The sequence below is a fragment of the Caulobacter sp. LjRoot300 genome (assembly GCF_964253875.1).
In the GTDB taxonomy this organism is placed as follows: Bacteria; Pseudomonadota; Alphaproteobacteria; order Caulobacterales; family Caulobacteraceae; genus Caulobacter.
Window position 1 is genome coordinate 145,953 of the sequence record NZ_CAXUSA020000005.1, and the last position, 19,530, is coordinate 165,482.

The 19,530-nt window shown below is 68.8% G+C and carries 25 protein-coding genes and 1 tRNA gene; 12 read left to right on the top strand and 14 right to left on the bottom strand.

The window, feature by feature from the left end; translation table 11 throughout:
- The first annotated feature begins 168 nt into the window (after positions 1-168).
- Entirely contained in the window at positions 169-930 is a 762-nt protein-coding gene (locus ACSQ2G_RS17830) for a FadR/GntR family transcriptional regulator (protein WP_436033149.1), read from the top strand.
- 29 nt (positions 931-959) lie between these two features.
- The gene (locus ACSQ2G_RS17835; RefSeq protein WP_436033151.1) at positions 960-1,898 is read left to right on the top strand and encodes a DUF4861 family protein; all 939 of its coding nucleotides are present in this window, start codon (positions 960-962) and stop codon (positions 1,896-1,898) included.
- A 57-nt stretch (positions 1,899-1,955) separates the two neighbouring features.
- On the opposite strand, the gene ACSQ2G_RS17840 is transcribed toward ACSQ2G_RS17835, so the two are convergent.
- Positions 1,956-3,185, bottom strand: coding sequence for a glycoside hydrolase family 27 protein (locus ACSQ2G_RS17840; RefSeq protein WP_436033153.1), 1,230 nt, complete (start codon positions 3,183-3,185; stop codon positions 1,956-1,958).
- A 640-nt stretch (positions 3,186-3,825) separates the two neighbouring features.
- On the opposite strand from ACSQ2G_RS17840, the gene ACSQ2G_RS17845 reads away from it, so the two are divergent.
- Complete coding sequence (locus ACSQ2G_RS17845) at positions 3,826-4,023, top strand: hypothetical protein (RefSeq protein ID WP_436033155.1); 198 nt, start codon at positions 3,826-3,828, stop codon at positions 4,021-4,023.
- A gap of 10 nt (positions 4,024-4,033) precedes the next feature.
- Here the strand turns inward: ACSQ2G_RS17845 and ACSQ2G_RS17850 are convergent.
- The 3 genes from ACSQ2G_RS17850 to ACSQ2G_RS17860 form a co-directional block, all read right to left on the bottom strand.
- A tRNA-Leu gene (locus ACSQ2G_RS17850) sits at positions 4,034-4,118 on the bottom strand.
- Between the two features lie 120 nt (positions 4,119-4,238).
- Entirely contained in the window at positions 4,239-4,748 is a 510-nt protein-coding gene (locus ACSQ2G_RS17855; protein WP_028039520.1) for a MarR family winged helix-turn-helix transcriptional regulator, read from the bottom strand.
- A 345-nt stretch (positions 4,749-5,093) separates the two neighbouring features.
- Positions 5,094-5,330, bottom strand: coding sequence for a hypothetical protein (locus ACSQ2G_RS17860; protein WP_436033742.1), 237 nt, complete (start codon positions 5,328-5,330; stop codon positions 5,094-5,096).
- Positions 5,331-5,435: 105 nt separating this feature from the next.
- Here ACSQ2G_RS17860 and ACSQ2G_RS17865 point away from each other — a divergent pair, with 105 nt between their 5' ends.
- Positions 5,436-5,618, top strand: a complete 183-nt coding sequence (locus ACSQ2G_RS17865) for a DUF3606 domain-containing protein (RefSeq protein ID WP_018112967.1) — start codon at positions 5,436-5,438, stop codon at positions 5,616-5,618.
- Between the two features lie 131 nt (positions 5,619-5,749).
- Here the strand turns inward: ACSQ2G_RS17865 and ACSQ2G_RS17870 are convergent, their stop codons facing one another.
- Together ACSQ2G_RS17870 and ACSQ2G_RS17875 are read right to left on the bottom strand one after the other, a co-directional pair.
- Positions 5,750-6,172 carry a hypothetical protein gene (locus ACSQ2G_RS17870; RefSeq protein ID WP_436033158.1) on the bottom strand — a complete coding sequence of 141 codons (423 nt, stop codon included), beginning with the start codon at positions 6,170-6,172 and terminating at the stop codon, positions 5,750-5,752.
- A 5-nt stretch (positions 6,173-6,177) separates the two neighbouring features.
- The gene (locus ACSQ2G_RS17875; protein ID WP_056752306.1) at positions 6,178-6,429 is read right to left on the bottom strand and encodes a DUF3297 family protein; all 252 of its coding nucleotides are present in this window, start codon (positions 6,427-6,429) and stop codon (positions 6,178-6,180) included.
- A gap of 161 nt (positions 6,430-6,590) precedes the next feature.
- Between ACSQ2G_RS17875 and ACSQ2G_RS17880 the strand changes: the two genes are divergently transcribed.
- The 5 genes from ACSQ2G_RS17880 to ACSQ2G_RS17900 all read left to right on the top strand — a co-directional run bounded on the left by ACSQ2G_RS17880 (position 6,591) and on the right by ACSQ2G_RS17900 (position 10,852).
- Positions 6,591-7,196, top strand: coding sequence for a YqaA family protein (locus tag ACSQ2G_RS17880; RefSeq protein WP_436033160.1), 606 nt, complete (start codon positions 6,591-6,593; stop codon positions 7,194-7,196).
- Positions 7,193-7,762: a disulfide bond formation protein B gene (locus ACSQ2G_RS17885; protein WP_436033162.1), complete on the top strand. Its 570-nt coding sequence runs from the start codon at positions 7,193-7,195 to the stop codon at positions 7,760-7,762. The genes ACSQ2G_RS17880 and ACSQ2G_RS17885 overlap by 4 nt, the downstream gene beginning before the upstream one ends.
- 1 nt (position 7,763) lies before the next feature.
- Positions 7,764-8,324 (top strand): demethoxyubiquinone hydroxylase family protein, encoded by a 561-nt coding sequence (locus tag ACSQ2G_RS17890; RefSeq protein WP_436033164.1) that lies wholly within the window; start codon positions 7,764-7,766, stop codon positions 8,322-8,324.
- Positions 8,325-8,437: 113 nt separating this feature from the next.
- Positions 8,438-10,213, top strand: coding sequence for a M1 family metallopeptidase (locus ACSQ2G_RS17895; protein WP_436033166.1), 1,776 nt, complete (start codon positions 8,438-8,440; stop codon positions 10,211-10,213).
- Positions 10,214-10,318: 105 nt separating this feature from the next.
- A complete protein-coding gene (locus tag ACSQ2G_RS17900; RefSeq protein ID WP_436033168.1) occupies positions 10,319-10,852 on the top strand; it encodes a VanZ family protein in 534 nt (177 codons plus the stop codon).
- 10 nt (positions 10,853-10,862) lie between these two features.
- Here ACSQ2G_RS17900 and ACSQ2G_RS17905 read toward each other — a convergent pair whose 3' ends face one another.
- The 4 genes from ACSQ2G_RS17905 to greA form a co-directional block, all read right to left on the bottom strand.
- Complete coding sequence (locus ACSQ2G_RS17905) at positions 10,863-11,147, bottom strand: hypothetical protein (RefSeq protein WP_436033170.1); 285 nt, start codon at positions 11,145-11,147, stop codon at positions 10,863-10,865.
- A 59-nt stretch (positions 11,148-11,206) separates the two neighbouring features.
- Positions 11,207-11,362 carry a hypothetical protein gene (locus tag ACSQ2G_RS17910; RefSeq protein WP_436033172.1) on the bottom strand — a complete coding sequence of 52 codons (156 nt, stop codon included), beginning with the start codon at positions 11,360-11,362 and terminating at the stop codon, positions 11,207-11,209.
- Positions 11,363-11,624: 262 nt separating this feature from the next.
- Positions 11,625-12,188 carry an HNH endonuclease gene (locus tag ACSQ2G_RS17915; protein ID WP_089930049.1) on the bottom strand — a complete coding sequence of 188 codons (564 nt, stop codon included), beginning with the start codon at positions 12,186-12,188 and terminating at the stop codon, positions 11,625-11,627.
- 170 nt (positions 12,189-12,358) lie between these two features.
- The gene (gene greA, locus ACSQ2G_RS17920) at positions 12,359-12,844 is read right to left on the bottom strand and encodes a transcription elongation factor GreA (RefSeq protein ID WP_436033174.1); all 486 of its coding nucleotides are present in this window, start codon (positions 12,842-12,844) and stop codon (positions 12,359-12,361) included.
- A gap of 534 nt (positions 12,845-13,378) precedes the next feature.
- Between greA and ACSQ2G_RS17925 the strand changes: the two genes are divergently transcribed.
- Complete coding sequence (locus ACSQ2G_RS17925) at positions 13,379-14,002, top strand: TetR/AcrR family transcriptional regulator (RefSeq protein WP_436033744.1); 624 nt, start codon at positions 13,379-13,381, stop codon at positions 14,000-14,002.
- A 2-nt stretch (positions 14,003-14,004) separates the two neighbouring features.
- Positions 14,005-14,844 (top strand): tRNA glutamyl-Q(34) synthetase GluQRS, encoded by an 840-nt coding sequence (gene gluQRS, locus ACSQ2G_RS17930; protein ID WP_436033176.1) that lies wholly within the window; start codon positions 14,005-14,007, stop codon positions 14,842-14,844.
- A gap of 136 nt (positions 14,845-14,980) precedes the next feature.
- On the opposite strand, the gene ACSQ2G_RS17935 is transcribed toward gluQRS, so the two are convergent.
- The 4 genes from ACSQ2G_RS17935 to ACSQ2G_RS17950 form a co-directional block, all read right to left on the bottom strand.
- Positions 14,981-15,298, bottom strand: coding sequence for a winged helix-turn-helix domain-containing protein (locus ACSQ2G_RS17935; RefSeq protein WP_436033178.1), 318 nt, complete (start codon positions 15,296-15,298; stop codon positions 14,981-14,983).
- 7 nt (positions 15,299-15,305) lie between these two features.
- A complete protein-coding gene (locus tag ACSQ2G_RS17940; RefSeq protein WP_436033180.1) occupies positions 15,306-15,938 on the bottom strand; it encodes a hypothetical protein in 633 nt (210 codons plus the stop codon).
- A gap of 35 nt (positions 15,939-15,973) precedes the next feature.
- The gene (locus ACSQ2G_RS17945) at positions 15,974-17,191 is read right to left on the bottom strand and encodes an acyltransferase family protein (RefSeq protein ID WP_436033182.1); all 1,218 of its coding nucleotides are present in this window, start codon (positions 17,189-17,191) and stop codon (positions 15,974-15,976) included.
- A gap of 304 nt (positions 17,192-17,495) precedes the next feature.
- Positions 17,496-17,954 (bottom strand): hypothetical protein, encoded by a 459-nt coding sequence (locus ACSQ2G_RS17950; RefSeq protein ID WP_436033184.1) that lies wholly within the window; start codon positions 17,952-17,954, stop codon positions 17,496-17,498.
- A gap of 100 nt (positions 17,955-18,054) precedes the next feature.
- Here ACSQ2G_RS17950 and ACSQ2G_RS17955 point away from each other — a divergent pair, with 100 nt between their 5' ends.
- Positions 18,055-19,485 carry an alpha/beta hydrolase gene (locus ACSQ2G_RS17955; protein ID WP_436033185.1) on the top strand — a complete coding sequence of 477 codons (1,431 nt, stop codon included), beginning with the start codon at positions 18,055-18,057 and terminating at the stop codon, positions 19,483-19,485.
- Positions 19,486-19,530 lie beyond the last annotated feature (45 nt).

Genomic DNA, 19,530 nt, shown 5'->3' on the forward strand with positions numbered 1-19,530 from the left:
TAGCACAGACGATCCCTCCGGCGGCACGCCCCTCTCGCCGCGTGGCGCAAAAAATTGGCTAGGCCAGTGGCGCCTTCCTGCCGGCCGCCGGCGAGGTGTCGAGGCTGCCCGCCGCGCCGAAACGGTGACGCTGTTGCCCCGCCGCCCCCGCTGGTTAGGATGACCGACATGACCACTGGCGCCTCCGATCCCCAGAAGCTCTACCAGCAGATCGCCCGGGCGATCGCCACGGCCATCAACGACGGCCGCTACGGCCCCGGCGACAAGCTGCCGTCCGAGCGCGAACTGGCCGACGACTTCGGCGTAAGCCGGCCGACCGTCCGCGACGCCATGATCGCCCTGGAGTTCCAGGGCCTGGTCGAGGCGCGCCAGGGCTCGGGGGTCTATGTCAACGCGCTGGCGGCGCCGGGGGCGGAGGATCCGGCCGAGGTCGAGGTCGGCGCCCTGGAGCTGACCGAAGCGCGGCGGCTGTTCGAGGGCGAGGCCTGCGCCCTGTCGGCCGCCACCGCCACCGACGAGAGCCTGGCCCTGCTGGAACAACTCGTCGACCAGATGGCCCGCAGCTTCGCCCCCGACGAGATCGAGCGGCTGGAGCAGGCCTTTCACCTGGCCATCGCCCGCGCCACCGGCAACGCCGCCATCGAGGCCGGGGTCGAGGACCTATGGGCCCTGCGCCAGCAGTCGCCGGCCTGCGTGGCCATGCTGCGGCGAGCCCGCGCCCACCGCGGCGGCGACGCCGTCGAGGCGCACCGACGGATCGTCGCCGCCCTGCGCCGGCGCGACCCCAGGGCCGCCCGCCAGGCGCTCCACGCCCACCTGGCCCAGGTGATCGAGAACCTGCTGGCCGTAGCCGAACTCGACGCCCTGCAACAGACCCGCCAGAAGATGGCCGAACAGCGCCGCGAACTGGCCCGCCGCACCCAGATCTGACCCCTTCCCGTCGTCACGAGGTCCGCCCGATGACCAAGCCCCTGCTTCACCTCGCCCTGGCCGCCGCCCTCGCCGCGCCCGCCCTGGCTTTAGCCCAGGCCCCGCCGAGGATGCCGCCGATCGTCAAGCCGCTGCCCAGGCCCGACGCCGAGGGCCAGAAGCCGCGCGCCGTCGTGGTCTATGCCGACTACCGCTACGACGACATCCTGTGGGAGAACGACCGCACGGCCCACCGCATCTACGGCCCGGCGCTGGAGGTGGCCGAACCGCCCTCGACCTCGGGCATCGACGCCTGGGGCAAGTCCGTCCGCTGGCCGTTCATGGACCGCCAGCTGCGCACCGGCGACCAGCATTCGTTCCATGGCGAGGGCCTGGACTTCTACGACGTCAACACCTTCCGCGGGGCCGGCGGCCTGGGCGTGTGGCAGGACAACAAGCTGTGGACCTCGCGCAACTGGAAGTCCTACCAGATCCTCAAGACCGGCGGCGACGTCGCCCAGTTCAAGGTCGACTACGCCCCCTGGCCAGTCGACGTGGACCGCAAGGTCTGGGAGACCCGCACCTTCACCCTGCCGCTGGGCACCAACTTCACGCGGATGGTCTCGACGATCAGCTCCGACAAGCCCGGCCCGCTGATCGTCGGCATCGGCATCAGCAAGCGCAAGCCTGCCCACGGCGGCGCGGGCGGGGTGTTCACCCAGGACCTCGGGGCCGGCCGCGTCTCCTATTGGGAGCCGACCGATCCGGTGAAGGGCACGATGGCCATCGCCCTGATGGTGGATCCCAAGGCCCTGGTCGAGGTGCGCCAGGACGCCGACAACTACCTGGTCCTGGTCAGGGTCGAGCCCGGCAAGCCGTTCGTCTACTACATGGGCGCGGCCTGGGACAAAGGCCTGGACTTCCACGACCGGGTTAGCTGGGAGGCCTATGTCCGCTCGGAAAAGGCCGACTTCGACCCGGCGCACTGAGGCGCAACCCTCCGCGCCCTGGCGGCGACTCCTTGCGCCCGCGCGGCCGGGCGCCCCCTATGTTTTCGCGGGGCCGGTCAGGCGCAACATCAGCACGCTGTGCGGCGCCAGCCGGGCTTGCAGCGTGGTGCTGGTGTCGCCGGTCTTCTTGCTCCACAGGTCGGACCAGCCGTAGACGTTCTGCTTGAAGTCGACCGACCGCTTGCTCAGGTCATCGGTCAGGATTTGCTTCTTCCAGTCATGGCGAACGTCGAGAGCCTGGTTGGAGCGGTTCAGGAACATCAGCGCCCATTCCCCGCCGTCGAGCGGCTTGGCGTAGACCTCCAGCGGACCGTCGACCAGGACGCGCAGCGCCTCCACGCCCAGCTTGTCCTGGCTCACCGCGATCACGCCGGGGTTGGTCAGGATGCGGCGGGTCGACTCGGACATGGACCGCAGGTCGTTGCCCAGGATCAAGGGCGAGGCCATCATGGCCCAGATCGACAGATGGGCGCGGTCTTCATCCTCGGTCATGCCGTTGCCCACTTCGAGCATGTCCATATCGTTCCAGTGGCCGGGCCCCGCGAACTTGCGCAGGCCTGCCTGCCTGTCGAGGATGGGCAGCACGCCCAGACCCGTGGAGAAACCGGGGCTGAATTCGCAGTCGAAGCAATTGTAGATGTCGGGCGTGGTGCGCCACGAATGGCCGACCTGGCCGGCCCACTCCCACGGCCTGTTGATGCCCCATTCGCATAGGCTGAACAGCATCGGACGGCCCGACTTGGCGATCGCGTCGCGCATCGTGGTGTAGGCCGCTTCGGCGTTCAGGGTCTGGGCGTCGCACCAGTCATACTTGACGTAATCGATGCCCCAGCGCGCATAGGTCCGCGCATCCTGATACTCGTGGCCGCGGCTGCCGGGATGGCCGCCGCAGGTGGTCGCGCCGGCGTCCGAGTAGATGCCCAGCTTGAGTCCTTTGCCATGCACATAGTCCGCCAGCGCCTTGATGCCGGATGGGAAGCGCTTGGGGTCGGGCTGAATGTCGCCGTCGGCGTCGCGCTCGCCGTGCCAGCAATCGTCGATGTTCACGTATTGGAAGCCGGCGTCCTTCAAGCCCGTCGCGACCATGGCGTCGGCGGTCTCGCGGATCAGGTGCTCGTCGATATTGCAGGCGAATTTGTTCCAGCTGTTCCAGCCCATCTGCGGGGTGCTGGCCAGACCTTCAGCCTTTTGAGCCCAGCTATCGCCGCAGGCGGCGGCGGCCAGGAAGACGCCCAACAGGAGCTGCACTATGCGTTTGGTGTTCATCTCGAATCCCTGAGGCTGGTCCTGGCGTCCTGGCTGCCGCGCCATATTGAGGTGGGCGATCTTAAATACGACTTTGTTGTCTTCAGAAAGCGCCATCGCCGAATTTCTAGGAAATGCCGATAGTCTTTCAAGCGCGCGGCCAAGATTCAAACCTGGGCTCTCCGCGAAGCGCCGTAATCGTGGCTCCATACCCCACGGGAACCTCAGTTTCAGATTCCGGAGTCAAAATCTAGATCCATCCAATTCAGTCACAGGGTTTCGATTCAGGATCGTCAACGACCTTAAGGCTTTCGAATTCTCAAAGTTCTTGAGTCCCTGACCGGACAAATCGGCGCCGGCACGGCGGCTGGAAGCCCTGGTTCCCGCCGGGCTTCACCGGCCATACGTCTGGTGGTCCAACCTCTGGTCCGACGAATGCTCCAGCCAATGGATCCCATTGCGTCCGGAATCGGTGGTCTCGTTCGATCAGGTGTTCGGCGAGCGCTTCAGGCATGGCGCGCTTGCCGAGGTCTCGATCAGAGAAGGCCCCCCGGACTGTGTCGCAAGGACCAGGTCGCCCGGACGCCCAGCCCTCGGCATGGCGGAACCGGAAAAGCCGATGCGCGCTCAGCAGCACGAACACGAAGAGGAAGAAGCAGCCATGGCCGAAACGCCTCGCCGAGCGCCGTCACGCGCCGGGCGGTCGCTGAAGGCGCCGCTGGGCGCGGCGGCGACGGCGGTGGACTGGGCGACCTTGGCCCTGCTGGGCGTGGCGACGGTGGCGCTCGCCATCAGCACCCGGCTGCCGTCGCGACGCCGGCGCAAGGATACACCAGCCGCGAGGCCGCCCGAGAGTTGATCGGAAGAGTTGGTGCGGGCGGTCGGGGTCGAACCGACACTCCTTTCGGAACCGGATTTTGAGTCCGGCGCGTCTACCAGTTTCACCACGCCCGCGCTTCGCGGCGACGCAAGGTCGGCGAAGGAGGGGTTGTCTAGCAAAGGCCCGCGGGAAGTTCCAGCGTCGGTTTCGCCTTGATCGACCGTCCGTCTTCGCGATGCGCCGTCTTCGCCGCGTCAGGACCCCGGCGCGGTGTCGGCCCCGTAGAGCGTGCCGGCGGCGGACTCCAGCTGGCCCAGCAGGCGCTTGAGCGTCGCCACCTCGCTGGGCGCCAGGCCGGCCAGCAGCGCGGCCTCGTAGGCGCGGGCCAGGGGCACGATCTCGGCGAACAGGCGGCGGCCGGCGGCGGTCAGCTCCAGGCTGTGCGAGCGCCGGTCGACCCGGTTGCTCAGCCGCACGGCCAGGCGGCGCTCGACCAGGTCCTGGGCGGCGCGGCTGACCCGCACCTTGTCCATGGCGGTGCGGACGACGGCGGCCTGCTGGGTCAGCGGGCCTTCGGCCAGCACCGACATCAGCCGCCATTGCGGGATGCTGAGGCCGAACCGGTCCTCGTAAGCGCGGGAGACCAGTCGGGTCACCGCATTGGCGGCGACGACCAGCTGATAGGGCAGATAGTCGGCCAGCGAGACGTGCTCGGGGGCGCCTTCGGGGGGAATCTGAGTCATGAGTGAGACCGTCGCGGCCATGGCCTTCCTTTCGTCCTCCATACGCCCGCGACTCTGGCGGTCGCTCGCGTCGACAAGGCCCGATCTGGCGCGGCGCGTCTGCTCCGCTCAATCATGGCCAAGCCTGAAGGAAGGAAAGCGGGCGTTTCGCCTGGTGGTTGTGCATCCGGCCTCCCGGACGCCCAGCGAAGGGGCGCCGCCGGCAAGGCCCGGTCCTGGTCAGCGCCGCCCGGCGGCGTCGAGGTTCGATGAGACAAGCGCCCCGGCTCCAGAAATCGGAAAATTCCACAACACCCATGCGGACTTGGCGAGAATTGTTGCGAGCGTCAAGAACCTTCGGTCCTTCGCGCGACCGGGTTATGCGGGTCAGCGGGAAATGACGCCGCGGGCCCGGGCGCCCTGGTCGTAGCGGCTGGGGCCGCCGTAGACGGCCACCTCGCACAGGATGTCGCCACCGGGCTGGTCGGACCAAAGATAATTGCGTTCGACCTCGACATTGCGCCCGGCCGGCGAAACGCCCTCGAAGGTGTCGCCCCAGGGAATCACCTTGTTCAGGTCGCGCCAGGTCAGGGTCATGGCGCGCGCCAGCTCGTCCTGGGCCATGGCTTCGAGGTCGGGATCGCTCATTGGGGTCTTTCCAAGGTCAGTCGCCGCCTCGACAACGTCCGCCGCGCGCGATAGGCCCGCAAGAGGACGAAGGAGGCGACGATGGGTGCTCCCAAGGGCAAGCGGGACTTCCGCGACGAGGATCGCCTGGATCCGCGTGAACGCCATCAGGTCGAATACTGGATGAAGCGCTGGGGCGTGACCAAGGACCAGCTGGTCGCCGCCCACCGCAAGGTCGGCAATTCGATCAAGGACATCGGCGCCGAGCTGGGCAAGAAGCGCTAGCGCCGTGCGTCCTTCGAGGCTCGCCTGCGACTCGCACCTCAGGATGAGGACGTCCTTGCACTGAATTCCTCATCCTGAGGCGCCCGCCCCATTCTTGCTAAGGAGGGCGGGCCTCGAAGGACGCACCACCTCTACCGCTTGTCCCGCCGGAACTTCGCCGCCTCGGCCGCCAGGGACGAGGTCGACGGATCGAAGTCCTCCGGCTCGGGCTCGAACGGCAGGTGGCCGGCCACGCCGCGCAGGGCCAGCCACAGCGGGTGGCTGAAGTGGCCCAGGATCCGCAGCGGCCGGCGCTTGTCGTCGGTGACGTCCCAACCCTCCCGCTCGAACGCCTCGGCCTGCTCGCGCATCGACTTGACGTCGACGCCGTCCCAGCCCGGCGGATCGGGAATCAGCGCCGCCTCATCGGCCGTCAGCCCGAAGGTGTCGCGCGCCAGCTGGTCGATCTCCGGAAACTGGGTCCGCGCCTCCGGATCGGCGAACGACGGCTTCATCAGCGCCCGGGTCTCCAGGTCGGCGAAGCCGGGCAGGTCGATCAGGCGGCGCGGGGCCATCGGTCTCAGCCCTCGACGTTGTCGTTGCGCCAGTACGGCGCGACGACGCCCTGGAGCTTGATGGTCATCGGGTTGCCCTTGCGGTCGACGGCCTTGCCGGCGGTGACGCGGATCCAGCCCTCGCTGACGCAGTATTCGTCGACATTGGTCTTTTCCACGCCGTTGAACACGATGCCCACGCCGCGCTCGAGGATGTCGGCGTCGTAGTGCGGGCTGGAGGGGTTGGATGCGAGGCGGTCGGGGGGCGTATCGCTCATGGGAGGGTCTTTCGAAGAATTTGGGACGGCGCGAGCCATCGAACGGGCGTGATAGCCACCCGGGCCGGCAATTCCAATAGGATTGCGCGCGATCGCATCAAGCGCCGCGACAACGTCATGGCCGCCTGCTAGCTACGGCGCGTCCTCATTTCGGAGTCCGCATGCTGCGTCGCCTCTACGACTGGGTCATGAGCCTGGCCGCCTCCCGCCATGCCCCGATCAGCCTGTTCGCGATCTCGTTCGCCGAGAGTTCGTTCTTTCCCGTGCCGCCCGACATCATGCTGGCTCCCATGGTGCTGGCCAAGCCGGACAAGGCCTGGCGCTACGCCGCGCTCTGCACCCTGGCCTCGGTGCTGGGCGGGATCCTGGGCTACGGCATCGGCTTCTTCTTCCACGACGCGGCCCAGAAACTGCTGGCCGTGCTGGGCAAGCCCAACGCCCTGGCTGACGCCGAGTGCTGGTATCGCCATTGGGGCTCGTGGGTGATCATCGCCAAGGGCTTCACCCCCATCCCGTTCAAGCTGGTCACCATCACCTCCGGCCTGTTGCAGTTCAGCTTCCCGATCTTCATCGCCGCCTGCGTCGTCACCCGCGCCGCCCGCTTCTTCCTGGTGGCCCTGGTGGTCAAGAAGTTCGGCCCGGCCATGATGCCTGTGGTCGAGAAGCGCCTGGCCCTGTTCGCGGGCATCCTGATCGCCCTGCTTGTCATCGGCGTCACGGCGAGCCACTTCTTGGGGGGAAGCGGCGGCGGAGCGTGCGCGGGATGACGATTGAAGACACTGGCGAAAACACCGGCCAGGTCGGCGCGACCGGCGCCCTGGCCCCAAACCGCCCGGCGATCGCCTGGGGCGCCGACCAGTGGCCGCTGCTGGCCCTGGTCGCCTGCGCCGTCATGCTGGGCGCGGCCCACGCCTTCGAGACCTTCGGCAAGCTGGCCCCGTGCCTGCTGTGCCTGAAGCAGCGCGAAGTCTACTGGGTGATCGGCGCGGTCGCCCTGGTGACCGTGGTGCTGACCCGCACCGCCTGGGCCGACAAGCTGCGCCGGCCGCTGGTCCTGCTGATCGGCCTGGGCTTCCTGTACGGCGCGGGCGTGGCCGCCTATCACGCCGGCGCCGAGTGGAAGTGGTGGCCCGGTCCCGCCGCCTGCGCGGCCGGCGGCGCGGCCTCGGCCGACGACCTGGTGGCCATGCTGAAGGGCGTCAAGATCGCCGCCCCGTCCTGCGACAAGGCCGTGTGGATCTTCCTGGGCCTGTCGATGGCCGGCTGGAACGCCGTGATCTCGCTGGGGCTGGCGATCGCCTCGTTCTTCGCCGGCGCCCGGAAGGCGGCCTGAGATGGGCCAGCCTGTCCCTCCCCGTCCCGGCCAAGGCGCCCAGAAGGCGCGGATGGCCGAGATCCTGCGGGTCGACCAGGCCGGCGAGCTGGCGGCGGTGCACATCTATCGCGGCCAGCAGGCGGTGATGCGCCAGGCCCCCGGCCGCGAGCGGATCGCCGACCAGCTGGGCGAGATGGAGGGCCACGAGCAGGTCCACCTCAGCCGCTTCAACGAACTGCTGGGCGAGCGCCAGGTGCGCCCCACCCTGATGTCGCCCGTCTGGCGCGCCGCCGCCTTCGCCCTGGGCGCGGGCACGGCCCTGCTGGGCGAGAAGGCCGCCCATGCCTGCACCGAGGCGGTGGAGACTGTGATCGAGCAGCACTATGCCGGCCAGATCGCCGAACTGGAGGCGCGCGATCCCGCCCTGGCGGCCGAACTCAGCCAGTTCCGCGACGACGAGCTGCACCACAAGGACATCGCCATCGGCGAAGGCGCCCTGGAGGCGCCCGCCTATCCGCTGCTGTCGGCGGTGATCCGGGCCGGCTGCCGCGCCGCCATCAAGATCAGCGAAAAGATCTGACCGGCGTTCTCCGTAACGCCAGAAGATCCGTCCCCGAAACTTCCGGCTTGGCGACGTGCGTGGCCGAGCTTACCCATGGCGCCGGAAAATCGCGTCGCGAGGGGAGTTTCGCTTTGCCTACCCAGTTTCACCGCCGAGCCGCGGCCCTGTGCGCCGTTTCGCTGCTGGCGCTGGCCGGCGCCGCCCAGGCCGCAAAGCCCGCGAAGGCCGCCAAGCCCGCGCCGACCACGGCCCTGACCCTGGGCACCGGCGGCCAGATGCCGGCCGAGGAAGCGGCGGTGACCATCGAGCACGTCGACCTGAAGCTGAAGATCCTTCCCGAGCGCAAGGCCATCGAGGGCGACGCCACCCTGACCCTGGCGGCCAAGAGCGCCCTGCCCCGCATCGTCCTGGACTTCGACAAGAACTTCGCGGTCAGCGCCCTGATCGTCGACGGCAAGGCCCTGACCGCCTCGGCCTGGACCAATCCCGAAGGCCGGCTGACCATCACCCCGCCCGCCCCGATCGCCGCCGGGGCCAAGACCGTGGTCCAGATCCGCTACGCCGGCCAGCCGCACGAGGCCGAGAAGGCGCCGTGGGACGGCGGCTTCGTCTGGAAGAAGACCCCGACCGGCGAGCCCTGGATCGCCAGCGCCGTGCAGGGCGACGGCTGCGACCTGTTCTGGCCGTGCATCGATTTCCCGACCGGCGAGCCGCTGCTGGTCGACTTCTACATCACCGTGCCCGCCCCGCTGTCGGCCCCGGCCGGCGGCGTGCTGGTGGACGTCACGGAAAAGGACGGCTGGCGCACCTTCCACTGGCGCCAGAAGCAGCCCGACACCTACGCCATCGCGGTCAATGTCGGCCCCTACGTCAAGCTGCAGGACACCTACAAGAGCCGGTTCGGCGACAGCTTCCCGATCGAATACTGGTACCTGAAGAGCGACGATCCGGCCAAGGCCAGGGCCCTGTTCGCCGAGTTCCCGACCACGCTGGACTTCTTCGAGCAGATGATCGGCCCCTACCCGTTCCGCTCGGAAAAACTGGGCGTCGTCGAGACGCCGCACCTGGGCATGGAACACCAGACCATGAACGCCTACGGCAACGAGTACAGGAAGGATGTCTACGGCTACGACTGGCTGTTCCAGCACGAGCTGTCGCACGAGTGGTTCGGCAACCAGGTGACCAATGTCGACTGGGACGACATGTGGATCCACGAGGGCCTGGGCAGCTACATGCAGCCGCTGTTCTCGCAATGGCTGCATGGCGACATGGAATACATGACCCGCCTGAACGCCCAGCGGGTGAGCGGCAAGAACCAGTTCCCGATCGTCTCCGGCAAGGTGATGACCGAGGATCAGGTCTACAAGGCCGAAAGCGGCCCGGCCAACGACATCTACGCCAAGGGCTCCAACGTCATGCACACCCTGCGCGCCACGATCGGCGACGCGGCGTTCTTCAAGGCCGTGCGCATCCTCGTCTACGGCCGCCCCGATCCCAAGCCGGGCAACTTCGCGCCGCGCTACGCCACGACCAAGGACTTCATCGCGATCGTCAACGACGTGACGGGGAAGGACTACCAGTGGTTCTTCGACGCCTATTTCTACCAGGCCAAGCTGCCGGAACTGACCCAGGCGCGCGTTGGCGACGACCTGGTGCTGAGCTGGAAGACGCCCTCGGGCAAGGCTTTCCCGATGCCGGTCGAGGTCAAGGTCGGCGACAAGATCGTCACCGCGCCGATGAGCGACAACACCGGCCGCGTCAAGGTGGGCGACGCCGTGCCGGTGATCGTCGACCCCGCCTCCAAGATCCTGCGCCGCCAGCCCTATCTGGAGGACTACGCCGCCTGGAAGAAGGCGGACGACGCCAAGAAGGCCGAAGAGGCCAAGAGCGGGGGCAAGAAACCCTAGGCGGATCGGGCTGGCGCGCTGGTCATCTTCCGTTGACCCTGTTCCTTCACGGCTTGTACGCCAAGGGGCCGTAAGGCTTTGGGCTCATTGCGAGCCAGGAAGCCGATGCTGACGCCCAACCATGTCGTGACCGCCGCCCGAGCCGTTCTGGTCGCCGGCGCCCTGACCGCCGCGACGCTGATGCTGGGCCCCTGGCCGGGCCTGGAGCAGGTGTTCGGGTTGAGCGACAAGGCGGCCCACGCGATCGCGTTCGGCGGCCTGGTGGCCATTTCCTTCCTGGCCTTCCCCCGCATGCGCCGCAACGACCTGGCCATCGCCGCGGTGCTGCTGGGCGCCAGCGTCGAGCTGGCCCAGATGTTCACCGCCGACCGCAGCGCCTCGATCAGCGACCTGCTGGCCGACACCGTCGGCGTGGGGGTCGTCTACCTGGCCAGCCATATCGAGAACCTTCGCTCCCTGGCCCGCAAGCGCGGCTCGGCCAGCTTCGCCGACATCGCCGCCCAGGACCGCCGGCGGGGCGGACGCCGCCTGGCGCCGGTGATCCAGGCGGCCTTCCCGTCGTCGACCGACGGCGCGGCGGCCGATCACCCGGCCAGCTTCGCCAGCCGGGCGGCCCGACGCTTTCCGCGACGGGCCTGACTAGCTCCCTTTAGGTGATGCGCTTGACGCTGACCGGGTCGCTGCCCGGGAAGCTTTCCTCCAGGCCTTCGTCCAGCAGGGCTTCCTGGCGGCTTTCCGAGCATTCGACCTTCTCGGCCAGCTGATCGTGCTTTTCGCCCTCGGCCAGCGGGTTTTCAGCCTCGCGAGAATGCGGGGCGTCGAAATGCCTGTCCTCCCGCCGCACCTTGCCCTCGCTGGCCATGTCGGCCGTCGAGGCGCTGGTGCCATGGGTGAAGTGGCGGCCGTCTTCTTCTTTTTTGTGGCCAAAGATCATGGCGGTCTCTCCCGATTTTTCGCCCGGAGGCGTCGGGTAGAGAACCCGTGAAGCGGGGCCTAGGTTGCGCTCGACAGCCCGAACACCAGCGTCCAGAGCACCAGATTGGCCACCGCCGCGGCGGCCATCAGCCACCGCAGCCGCCGCTTGACGAACAGCGCCCGACCCCGCTCGTGAAGCGTCGGACCGGCGGACGTCGAAGGACTGGAAAGCATCGAACCCTCCCGTGGAGAGCCCCCCATCCCCTGGGTCCGCCCGGCCGCGAGTCGATGCAAGCGGAGCCGCAAGTCATTGTTTCCTGGACATTTTCGCGACTCGGCGTCCTCTGGTGGATCGAATCCAGCTCCCCCAGGGCCGAAAACCTCGTCCTTCGACAAGCTCAGGATGAGGTTTTCTACTGCCGGGACCTGTAGATGGTCCTCATCCTGAGCCTGTCGAAGGACGAGGACCACGCACGGGGTCGAATGTCGATTGGCCCTACGCCTCCAGCTCGATGTCCCAGTACAGGTAGTCCAGCCAGCTGGCGTGCAAGTGCCCCGGCGGGAACCGGCGGCCGCGGTCCTGCAGTTCGTGCATGCTGGGCCGGCGGGCGGTGTGGAACGGATGCATGCCCGCCTCGCGCGGCGTTCGGCCGCCCTTGTGCAGGTTGCAGGGCGCGCAGGCGGTGACGATGTTCTCCCAGGTGGTGCGGCCGCCGCGCGAGCGGGGGATCACGTGGTCGAAGGTCAGCTCGTCCGGCGAGCCGCAGTACTGGCAGCTGAACCCGTCACGCAGGAACAGGTTGAAGCGGGTGAAGGCCGGCGGGCGATCCTGCGGCACGTACTGCTTCAGCGACACCACGCTGGGCAGCTTCATCTCGAAGGACGGCGAATGCACCACGTGGTCGTAGGTCGAGACCACGTCGACACGTTCCAGGAACACCGCCTTGATCACCTCCTGCCAGGGCCAGAGGGACAGCGGATAATAGCTCAGGGGCCGGTAGTCGGCGTTGAGCACGAGCGCCGGCATGCCGGACGGTGGGCGGGACAGCACCTGCATCAGGGCCTCCCTCCAGGGCTGACAAAGCCCCTATGAAGCGGGTACGCGGTCGGACTGAAGACGGGCCTCCTTCCTACGCATTCTCAGGAATCGCCATTCATTCCCGAACGCCTGGGAAGGATGAGCCAACTCGGCGACAGAACCAAGACATCGCTGCGCTTGGCGACGCGATTTCAGTCCGCTGAGATCGCGACGATCTCGACCTCGCCGCCGGCCACCATGGCCGTGTCGCCCACGCCCTTGCCCAGCAGGGCGCGGGCCACCGGCGAGACATAGGACACCGAGCCCTGGGTGGGGTCGGCCTCGTCCTCGCCGACGATGCGGAAGGTCTGGCGGCGGCCGTCCTCGCGGTCGAAGGTGACGGTTCCGCCGAACTGCACGTCGCCGACGGCCGGATCGCGTTCGCGCAGCTGGGCGCTGGCCCGGCGGGCGGACCAGTAGCGCAGGTCGCGGGTCGCGCGGGCCATGGCCGTGCGGTCCTGGGCGACGTCGCCGCCGGCCTGGGCGGCGCCGTAGGCGGCGCGGGCCTGGGCCAGGGCCGCCTCGATCCGGGCCAGGCCCTCGGGCGTCACCAGGTTCGGATGCGGCGAGATCGGGCGGTCCAGCAGGTCGGCGGCGAACGCCTCGCTGTCGCCTTCCTTGGTGAAGGCCACGCTCATCGGCGCATCTCGACGATGGAGGGCGAAAAGGTCATGTCTGGGAAATCCGGCCCGGCGCGGGACGTTCCGCCTCGGGAGCATCCGACCTAGGCGCGCGGGCCCCCTGGATCAAGACCGGGATCAAGACATGCAAAAGCCGCCGGCGAAAAAGCGCGGGCGGCTTCGAACACTTCGGCGAAGATGGCCGGGCGGCGATCGTGTCGGCGGGACAGCGGGGGGTCCGCTGTGTCCCGTCGGCCACAAAAGCTGCGCGGGCCTAGAAGCCCATACCGATCAGGGCGCCGGCGACGCCGACGGCGGCGGCCAGGAAGAAGCCCACGGCCATGCGGTCGAGAACGGTTTCGAAGGCGAAGAAGCTATTGGTCATCACACACATCCTTGAGTTTGTTGCGGACGCGGCGATTTGGACGACCGCCCCCGGTCCGATCGGTTTCGATCTGGACAATGCTTAGATAACACCGATCTGAACGACGTCAAGATAATCTTGACGCCGTTAGGATGGATTTTTGAACAGGAACGGTTACAGTGTCCGAGATGACACAGATCGCGACCACAGACGCCCGCCCCTACCACCACGGAGACCTCAGCCGCGCCCTGGTCGAGGCCGCTCGCCGCATCCTCGAGACCGACGGCCCGGCGGCGCTTTCACTGCGGGCCGTGGCGCGGGAGGCCGGGGTCAGCCCGGCCGCGCCCTACCACCATTTCAAGGACAAGGGCGAGCTGCTGGACGCCGTCGCCCACGAGGGCTGGGCCGCCCTCGACGCGGCCCTGACCGAGGCGCGCCGGAAGGCGGCCGACGGCAAGGACCGCATGACCGGCCTGGGCGTGGCCTATGTCCGGTTCGCGCGCGACAACCCCGCCCTCTATCGGGTGATGTACGACTGCTCGCGCGACAAGGACGCCCTGCCCGAGCAGATGAAGGAAGAAGGCGCCTACTGCCAGGTGCGCAACACCATCGACGAGCGCAGCGGCGGCACGGCCTCGCCGATCGACCTGGAGCTGGCGACCATCGCCGCCTGGTGCGCCGGCCACGGCCTGGCCGAGATGATCAGCTTCAAGCAGTTCGCCCCGCTGAAGGAAGCCCTGGGCGGCGAGGAAGCCTTCCTCCGCGGCGTGTTCGAACACCTGGGCATGTTCGCCAAGCTCGACCAGGCTTAGGCTTGCGCTTCGCCACCCGCTTCGCACCCTCGCCGACCGGCCATCTGCATCGCGGCCACGCCTTTTCGGCCCTGACCGCCTTCGACGCCGCCCGGGCGGCCGAGGGCCGGTTCGTGCTGCGGATCGAGGACATCGACGCCACCCGCAGCCGCCCTGAGTTCGAGGCCTCGATCCTGGAGGACCTGGCCTGGCTGGGCCTGGCCTGGGAACAGCCCGTGCGCCGGCAGTCCGAGCACCTGGCCGACTATCACCGGGCCATCGACGTCTTGCGCGACAAGGGCCTGGTCTATCGCTGCTTCCGCACCCGCAAGGAACTGGACATCGGCCGGGCGCCGCACGAGCCGACCAAGCCCTTCGTCGGTGGCCCCCTGCCCGCGGACGAGGAGGCCGCGCGGCTGGCGCGGGGCGAGGCCTTCGCCTGGCGCCTGTCGCTGGACGCGGCCCGCGGCGCGCTGGGCGGCTTCGACCGCCTGGGCTTCCTCGAGGAAGGCGCCGGACCGGACGGCGAGACCGGCCACATCCAGGCCCGTCCCGAAACCGCCGGCGACATCGTCCTGGCCCGCAAGGACGTGGGCGTGGCCTATCACCTGGCGGTCGTGCTGGATGACGCCCTGCAGGAGATGACCCACGTGATCCGCGGCCAGGACCTGTTCGAGGCCGCCCACATCCAGCGCCTGCTGCAGGCCCTGCTGGACCTGCCGACCCCGACCTACCGCCACCACCGCCTGCTGGTCGGCCCCGACGGCAAGCGCTACGCCAAGCGCGACAAGGCCCAGACGCTGCGGGAGCTGCGGGCGGCGGGGGTGACGCCGGAGCAATTGCGGGCCGAGATGGGTCTCTAGGCTCTGTGGACGGTTGGGCGTTTAGCGCCGGTACGCCGCCCTCGTCCTTCGACAAGCTCAGGATGAGGGCTCGTTGTAGGGCGGTTCAGTAGAATTCCTCATCCTGAGCCTGTCGAAGGACGAGGAATTCGGCCCCCTACGCCCCGCCGCCCCGCGCCTGCTCGACCAGCTGGCCCATGGCCTTCAGATAGGCTGCGAAGGCCGCGCGGCCGGCATCGGTCAGGCGCACCCGGGTCAGGGGCTTTCGGCCGACGAAGCTCTTGTCGATCGCCACATAGCCGGCGTCCTCCAGCTTGCGCAGGTGGACCGACAGATTGCCCTGGGTCACCTCCAGCAGGGCCTTCAGCTCGGTGAAGTCGGCCACCTCGGCGCTGGCCAGGTAGGCGACGATCCCCAGCCGCACCCGGCCGTGGATGACGTCGTCCAATCCGCTGATGTCGAACTTGCCGGTCACGCCCGCCTCAGGCCGCCGAGATCCGCAGGGCCTGGCGCATCATCCCGAAGCCCGGGACCGCCATCAGCAGGAAGAGGCTGGCGGCGGCGATCAGCAGATAAAGGTCCGCGTGCTCGATCAGCATGCCCAGCGCCACGCCCGAGACCAGCCAGCCGGAGGCCACCAGCGCCGTCCACCACCGCCTGCGCAGCATGAAGATCACGTACCAGACCGCGCCCTGCAGCACGAAGACCACGGCCGGGTGGAACAGCCAATAGTGGAAGTCGTGGTGGCGCTGGGCGGCGCTGGCGAAGACCAGGATCAGGGCCAGATTGGCGATCCCCGCGCCCGCGAAGGCGGAATTGACGGCTCGGCTGGTCACCCCGACCGCCGGCCGCTTGCGGTCGATGATGATCACGATCGTCATCAGCACCAGGAAGATCAAGGTCGGCGCCCAGGCCATGACGAGGTTGGCGGTCGGCGACAGGCGGACGATCCCGACCTCCTGGAGGTAGTAGCTCAGGCACTGGATCCCGTAGAGCACCCCGGCCGAGCCGTAGAGCGCGCCGCCGGCGACGCCCATCCCGCCGCCCGACCGGCCTTCGGCGATGGTCCGCAGGAACGCCAGGTCGTCCTGGACCGACTTGATCTCGTCGTTCATGGGCAAGGCCCCCTTCAATGTCGCATCATGGCTGGTCACAGGATTCGGCCCAACAGCGGCGTGCGGCGCAGCGCCATGGTCGTCAGCCAGCTGAGCGCCACCGCCCCGCCGATCACCACCAGCCCCTTGGCCAGCCCGCCCCAGGCCTGGGGCAGCAGCAGCCACGAGAGCCAGGCGGTGAAGACGTAGTGGGTCAGGTAGATCCCGTAGGCGTTGGCCTGCAGGCTGGCGCCGACCGGGCCGGTCTTGCGGACGAAGCGCAGGAACACCGCCAGCACCGCGAACGACAGGCTGGCGCAGGCCAGGACGAAGGCCAGGCCGCCGGCCACGTCCAGCACCGGCTTGGGCGGCGGGTTGGGCGAGAAGGCGAGGATGAAGATGGCGACCGCCGCGATCACCGCCGGAACCGGCAGGATCTGCCAGGCCCACCAGCGGCGGGCCAGCGCCCCGTGCGGATCGGTCAGCCCCTGGCCCACGCCCGCCGCCCCGAACGCCACGCCGGCCAGGAAATAGACGAGGTAGTGGCCGATACGGCCGGTCTGGACCAGGAACGGTCCCACCGTCGTCCAGTGGCCGAAGGGCAGCGCCATGTTCAGGGGGACATAGGCCAGGGCGCTGGCCGCGACCAGGACCAGGAAGGCGCGGCCGGGTCGCCGGGCGCCGCCCTGGGTCCAGCGACCCAGCGCCGGGATCAGGGCCGGAAACAGGCGGTCCAGCGCCGCGGCGACCGCGGCGAAGACCAGCAGCACCCACAGGAACCAGGCCGGGCCGCTGGGCCAGAACGGCAGGTGGGTCCAGGCCTTCGCATAGGCGGCCAGCGACGGCGCGCCGCCCGACTGCAGCCAGGCGGGGTAATAGGCCAGAGGCGCCAGCAGCCCCGCCCCGACCACGAACGGCGCGCCCAGCCGCAGCGCCCGGCCCCGCAGGAACCCGCCCGCGCCCTTGGCCCTCAGGCCGCCGGCGACGAACAGGCCCGAGACCAGGAACATCAGCGACATGAAGAACAGGTCGTTGACCAGGGTCAGCAGGGCGAAGCCCCCGAACTTCTGCGGATCCACGATCGGAAAGGCGGTCCACAGGATCGGCGGGGCGGCGAAGGCCTTCGGGGCCGGCGCGTAGGGGTGGTAGGTCAGCATCGCGTGATGGGCGACGACCAGCAGGGTCAGGAAGGCGCGCACGGCGCCGACCGGCGCGTTGCGGGCCGAGGCGTCCGCCGGGGCGGAGGCTTCGATCGATTTGAGAGGCGCGTGCATGGCCGGGCTCCGTTGCGATGGGCGGACCATGCATCAACTAGTTTGTTTTGTAAACTTGTTGACGAAAACCCCTCCCCCTGTGCAGCGCCACGCGCGACACAGAGCTATCGCCTATGACCCAAACCGGTTGTCATCCCGGACGAGCGCGCAGCGCGAAGATCCGGGACCGGGGCGTGAACTCAGAGCTTCCGGCGGTCCCGGATCTGCGCCCGGCTTCGCCGGGCTTGTCCGGGATGACAGCTTAATTTCGCAGCCAATCCCATAGGCGATAGCCCTGCGCGGCGCGGTCAGGATTGGCCCGTCCCTAGCTGAACTCGGCCAGGATCGCGACCGTCTCGTCGGCGGTCATCAAGCGGATTTCCGGCGGATCGACGCCGACGACGTCGAGGCAATGCCACTCCAGATACAGCCGCCAATGGGTGAGAACGCCCGGATAGTCGTCGGTGGCGAAGGTCGAGGCGCGGACATGGGCGAGGTAGGCCGAGGCGGTCCTCACGGCCAGGGGCGGACCGCCCAGCGCTTCGCCGGGCTCGGCCTGAAAATAGCTCTCGTTCCGAACGTTGTAGGCGACATAGCCGCTCCAGACGATCTCGTAGGCGCGACAGGTCTCGTCGGGCCTGATCGGGGTCGCCAGGCCCAACACCGCCTGGACCGGTTCGCTTGCAGGCTTGGCCTCCATGACCACCACGCGCAGGTCGTTGTTGCGGGGTTCGCCGATGGCGTACATCGACAGGGAGACGTCGTTGGGAAGGCTGTCGCTCATCCAGGCCAGATGCCATGCCGCCCTTCGAACCACAACGCCGCCGCCCTTGCCCCCTTCCCGCCGCCATGCTCACTGCCAGCCTCAGCACCACGGGACTCACATGCGCAAGATGATCTGGGGCGCCGCCCTTTCCGGCGCTTTCGCCGCCTTCGCCCTGGCCGGAACCGCCCAGGCCGCCGAGCCCAAGTTCACGCCTGGCCCGTGCGCCGGCGACTATTCGGGGGTGGCCAACAAGATCCAGTGCGGGACCCTGGTCGTCGACGAGACCCGGGGCGGGCCGAGCACGCGGCGCGTCGCCCTGCCGGTGACCATCGTCAAGGCCAGCGCGCCCAAGCCCGGCGCGGTCCCGGTGATCTTCCTGCACGGCGGTCCCGGCGGCGGGGTGGTCGAGAACCTCGGCCGCAGCCTGCGCGGCGTCTCGGGCCGCGAACTGATCGCCATCGACCAGGACTGGATCTATTTCGACCAGCGCGGCGGCGGGGTGGCCTCGCCGATCCTCGACTGCGGCGAGGCGGCCCTGAACGACGCCGGTCCGCTGAGCGACGCGGCCGCCCAGCAGCTGATCGCCTGCGCCCAGCGCCTGAAGGCCTCCGGCGTCGACCTGTCGCGCTACAACGCCGAGGAGGTGGTCAAGGACATCCAGGACCTGCGCAAGACCCTGGGCCTCAAGCAGGTCGACCTGTTCGGCGTCTCGTACGGCACCCGCATCGCCCTGGCCGTGGTCAAGCACGACCCCTCCGGCGTGCGGGCCGTGGTCCTCGACTCGCCCTGGACGCCGGAGGCCAAGTGGGCGCAGGGCGGGCCGGAGATGATTTCGGACGCGGTCAAGGTGATCTTCAAGCGCTGCGCCGAGGACGCCGCCTGCAACGCCAGATATCCGCATCCGGGCGCCGACCTGGACGGCGTGGCGGTCAAGCTGCTGGCCGGCCCGGTGGTCCAGGACGGCCAGACCTACACCGCCGACCTGCTGGGCGGTTTCCTGATGGACGCCGCCTATAGCGGCCCCGACGCCCGCGCCCTGCCCGCCACGGCGGCCAAGTTCGCGGCCGGCGACCTGTCGGCCCTTGATGGCGCCCGGGCCGGGGCGGGCTATCGCGAGGCCCAGTTCTTCACCCACCTGTGCAAGGAGGAACTGCCGTTCGAGAGCCGGGAGGCGACCCGCAAGGGCGCCCAGCGCGACCCGATCAGCCGTCTGGCTGAGCGGTCGTTCGATCGCCTGTTCCAGGTCTGCCAGGCCTATCCGGTCGGCGCGCCCGATCCCGTCGAGGCCCAGCCGGTCAGCAGCCCGATCCCCACCCTGTTCCTGGCCGCCGAGATCGACCCCGGCTGTCCGCCCGCCGTGGCCAAGGCCGCCGTCGGCCGCTTCCCCAGGGGCCAGCTGAGCATCATCCCCAACACCACCCACGGCGTCTCGCGCGGCAGCGCCTGCGCCCGCAAGATGATCCGCGGCTTCCTGGCCGACCCGACCGCGCCGATCGACCAGAGCTGCCTGCACCCCGAGCACGACCGGTTCGTGTTCGATCTGGACTGACCCGGGCGTCACTGGAGATCAAGCGTTAAAGCCAAATTCACGCGG